The sequence below is a fragment of the Streptomyces sp. NPDC002690 genome (assembly GCF_053592415.1).
Window position 1 is genome coordinate 1 of sequence record NZ_JBSFVR010000511.1, and the last position, 4,000, is coordinate 4,000.

General features: G+C 68.9%; 3 protein-coding genes and 2 pseudogenes. 4 read left to right on the plus strand and 1 reads right to left on the minus strand.

Going from position 1 to position 4,000, the window contains the following annotated elements; genetic code table 11:
• A pseudogene (locus ACWD3D_RS34290) lies at window positions 1–94 on the minus strand (Tellurium resistance); the annotation flags it as partial.
• On the opposite strand from ACWD3D_RS34290, the pseudogene infB reads away from it, so the two are divergent.
• The 4 genes and pseudogenes from infB to truB all read left to right on the plus strand — a co-directional run.
• Window positions 92–2,065, plus strand: a pseudogene (gene infB, locus ACWD3D_RS34295) (translation initiation factor IF-2); the annotation flags it as partial. The pseudogenes ACWD3D_RS34290 and infB sit on opposite strands and share 3 nt — an antisense overlap.
• A gap of 137 nt (window positions 2,066–2,202) precedes the next feature.
• Complete coding sequence (locus tag ACWD3D_RS34300) at window positions 2,203–2,499, plus strand: DUF503 domain-containing protein (protein ID WP_328719102.1); 297 nt, start codon at window positions 2,203–2,205, stop codon at window positions 2,497–2,499.
• 23 nt (window positions 2,500–2,522) lie between these two features.
• The gene (gene rbfA / locus ACWD3D_RS34305) at window positions 2,523–2,966 is read left to right on the plus strand and encodes a 30S ribosome-binding factor RbfA (protein WP_328719101.1); all 444 of its coding nucleotides are present in this window, start codon (window positions 2,523–2,525) and stop codon (window positions 2,964–2,966) included.
• On the plus strand, window positions 2,963–3,862 hold the full coding sequence (truB, locus tag ACWD3D_RS34310) for a tRNA pseudouridine(55) synthase TruB (protein ID WP_451464612.1): 900 nt from the start codon (window positions 2,963–2,965) through the stop codon (window positions 3,860–3,862). Before rbfA ends, truB begins: the two co-directional genes overlap by 4 nt.
• Window positions 3,863–4,000: the final 138 nt, after the last annotated feature.

Sequence of the window (4,000 nt, forward strand, 5' to 3'; positions counted from 1 at the left end):
TGTAGCCGCGGCCCCACTGCATGCCGAAGCCGTAGAGCCGGTCGAGCTCGGACTGGAATCCGTAGACGAACTTGACCTCTCGGCGCACGATCAGCCCGGCTTCGGTGGTCGTCCCGGCGGCCCCGGTGGCCGTGGTGGCACACAGGGTGCGTTCGGCCGTCCCGGCGGTCCGGCGCGTCGTGGTCGCAAGTCGAAGCGGCAGAGGCGCCAGGAGTACGAGGCCATGCAGGCCCCGTCGGTCGGCGGCGTCATGCTGCCGCGCGGCAACGGACAGGCCGTCCGTCTGTCGCGTGGTGCCTCGCTCACCGACTTCGCCGAGAAGATCGGCGCCAACCCGGCGTCGCTCGTCGGCGTGATGATGAACCTCGGCGAGATGGTCACCGCCACGCAGTCCGTCTCCGACGAGACGCTGAAGCTCCTCGCGGACGAGATGAACTTCGTCCTGGAGATCGTCAGCCCGGAGGAGGAGGACCGCGAGCTGCTCGAGTCCTTCGACATCGAGTTCGGCGAGGACGAGGGTGGCGAGGAAGCACTCATCGCCCGTCCGCCGGTCGTGACCGTCATGGGTCACGTCGACCACGGTAAGACCCGACTGCTGGACGCGATCCGCAAGACGAACGTCGTCGCGGGCGAGGCCGGCGGCATCACCCAGCACATCGGTGCCTACCAGGTCTCCGCCGAGGTCAACGGCGAGGACCGGAAGATCACCTTCATCGACACCCCGGGTCACGAGGCGTTCACCGCCATGCGTGCACGTGGTGCGAAGTCGACCGACATCGCGATCCTCGTGGTGGCGGCCAACGACGGTGTGATGCCCCAGACGATCGAGGCGCTGAACCACGCCAAGGCGGCCGACGTGCCGATCGTGGTCGCGGTCAACAAGATCGACGTCGAAGGTGCCGACCCGGTCAAGGTGCGCGGTCAGCTCACCGAGTTCGGTCTGGTGGCCGAGGAGTACGGCGGCGACACCATGTTCGTCGACATCTCCGCCAAGCAGGGTCTGAACATCGACTCCCTGCTGGAGGCCGTGGTCCTCACCGCCGACGCCTCGCTCGACCTGCGGGCCAACCCGGAGCAGGACGCGCAGGGTATCGCCATCGAGTCCCACCTCGACCGCGGTCGCGGTGCCGTCGCCACCGTCCTGGTGCAGCGAGGCACGCTGCGGGTCGGCGACACGATGGTCGTGGGCGACGCCTACGGCCGAGTCCGCGCCATGCTCGACGACAAGGGCGAGAACGTCGAGGAAGCGGGTCCGTCGACCCCCGTCCTCGTCCTCGGTCTCACCAACGTCCCGGGTGCCGGCGACAACTTCCTGGTCGTCGACGAGGACCGCACGGCCCGGCAGATCGCCGAGAAGCGTGCGGCCCGCGAGCGCAACGCCAACTTCGCCCGCAAGGGTGTCCGGTTCTCCCTGGAGAACCTCGACGAGGCGCTCAAGGCCGGTCTGGTCCAGGAACTCAACCTCATCATCAAGGGCGACGCGTCCGGTTCGGTGGAGGCTCTCGAGTCCTCGCTGCTCCAGCTCGACGTCGGCGACGAGGTCGACATCCGCATCCTGCACCGCGGTGTGGGTGCGGTCACCGAGTCGGACATCAACCTGGCGACCGGCTCCGACGCCATCGTGATCGGCTTCAACGTGCGTGCCGCAGGGCGCGCGCAGCAGATGGCCGAGCGCGAAGGCGTGGACGTCCGGTACTACTCGGTCATCTACCAGGCGATCGAAGAGATCGAAGCGGCCCTCAAGGGCATGCTCAAGCCGGAGTACGAAGAGGTCGAGCTCGGTACGGCGGAGATCCGCGAGGTCTTCCGCTCGTCCAAGCTCGGCAACATCGCCGGTGTCCTGGTCCGGTCGGGCGAGGTCAAGCGCAACACCAAGGCGCGCCTGCTCCGCGACGGCAAGGTCATCGCGGAGAGCCTCAACATCTCCGGTCTGCGCCGCTTCAAGGACGACGTCACCGAGATCCGCGAAGGCTTCGAGGGCGGTATCAACCTCGGAAACTTCAACGACATCAAGATCGACGACGTCATCGCGACGTACGAGATGCGCGAGAAGCCGCGAGGCTGACCCGTACCTCAACAGTCGGGGCCGATCGGCGGAAGGTAATTCCGTCGATCGGCCCCGGCCGTTCCGTGTACGGTTCTTGTGTCCCTGCCACGCGTGAGCAGGGCGCGAACCCGAACCGGCGGGACATCCGGACATCCATGTATGTGGGGACTCTGTCCTTCGATCTGCTCCTCGGCGACGTACGGTCGTTGAAGGAGAAGCGTTCCGTCGTCCGGCCGATCGTCGCCGAGCTCCAGCGCAGATTCGCGGTGAGCGTGGCGGAGACGGGCGATCAGGATCTCCATCGCAGGGCCGAAATCGGCCTCGCCGTGGTCTCCGGGGAAACCCGGCACCTCACAGACGTGCTGGACCGGTGCGAGCGACTCGTCGCCGGCCGGCCGGAAGTGGAGCTGCTGTCCGTACGGCGGCGGCTGCACAGCGACGAAGACGATTGAGCAAGGCAGAAGGAGACGGACCAGTGGCCGACAACGCGCGGGCGAAGAAGCTGGCGGACCTCATCCAGCAGGTGGTCGCCGAGAAACTGCAGCGCGGGGTCAAGGACCCCCGGCTGGGTACCCATGTGACGATCACGGACACCCGCGTCACGGGTGACCTGCGGGAGGCCACGGTCTTCTACACGGTTTACGGCGACGACGAGGACCGGGCCAGCGCGGCGGCCGGCCTGGAGAGCGCCAAGGGCGTTCTGCGGTCGGCGGTCGGAGCGGCGGCGGGGACGAAGTTCACCCCCACCCTCACCTTCGTGGCGGACGCCCTGCCGGGCAACGCCAAGGCGATCGAGGACCTCCTCGACCAGGTGCGGGCCTCGGACGCCAAGGTGCGCGAGGCGTCCTCGGGCGCCACGTACGCGGGCGGTGCCGACCCGTACCGCAAGCCGGAGGACGAGGACGACACCTCCGCATGACAGAGCAGATCAAGACGCCGGACGGCCTTGTCATCGTCGACAAGCCGTCCGGCTTCACGTCGCACGACGTCGTCGCCAAGATGCGCGGCATCGCCCGCACCCGGCGCGTCGGCCATGCCGGCACGCTGGACCCGATGGCGACCGGGGTGCTGGTGCTCGGCGTGGAACGCGCCACCAAGCTGCTCGGTCACCTCGCGCTCACCGAGAAGGAGTACCTCGGTACGATCCGGCTCGGCCAGGACACCGTCACCGACGACGCCGAGGGCGAGATCACCTCGTCCACCGACGCCTCGAAGGTCACCCGTGAGGGCATCGACGCCGGTATCGCCGCGCTGACGGGGCCGATCATGCAGGTCCCGTCCAAGGTCAGCGCCATCAAGATCGACGGCAAGCGGTCGTACGCGCGGGTACGCGGCGGCGAGGAGTTCGAGATCCCGGCCCGTCCGGTGACGGTCTCCTCGTTCCGGCTGTACGACGTCCGCGAGGCGGTCGCCGAGGACGGCACCCCGGTGCTGGACCTGGTCGTCTCCGTGGTCTGCTCGTCGGGGACGTACATCCGGGCCCTCGCCCGGGACCTCGGCGCCGGGCTCGGCGTCGGCGGGCACCTGACCGCCCTGCGGCGCACCCGGGTCGGCCCGTACGGCATCGACGCCGCCCGGACGCTCGACCAGCACCAGCAGGAGCTGACCGTGATGCCGGTGGCCGAGGCCGCCGCCTCGGCGTTCCCGCGCTGGGACGTGGACGAGAAGCGCGCCAAGCTGCTTCTCAACGGGGTCCGGCTGGACATGCCGGCGTACCCGCCGGGGCCGGTCGCGGTCTTCGGACCGGACGGCGCCTTCCTCGTGCTGGTGGAGGAGGAGAAGGGCAAGGCCAAGAGCCTCGCCGTCTTCGCCTGAGCGGTGCGGGCCGGCTGTGCGGGCGGGCCGTCACCGGCTCTCGCACGGTGTTGCCGGTAGGCGTTGTCGCGTGCGGCGTTTCCCCGTACCGCCTTCTTCGCGCGGCCTGTCTTCCGTCCGGTGCGCACCGGACGGAAG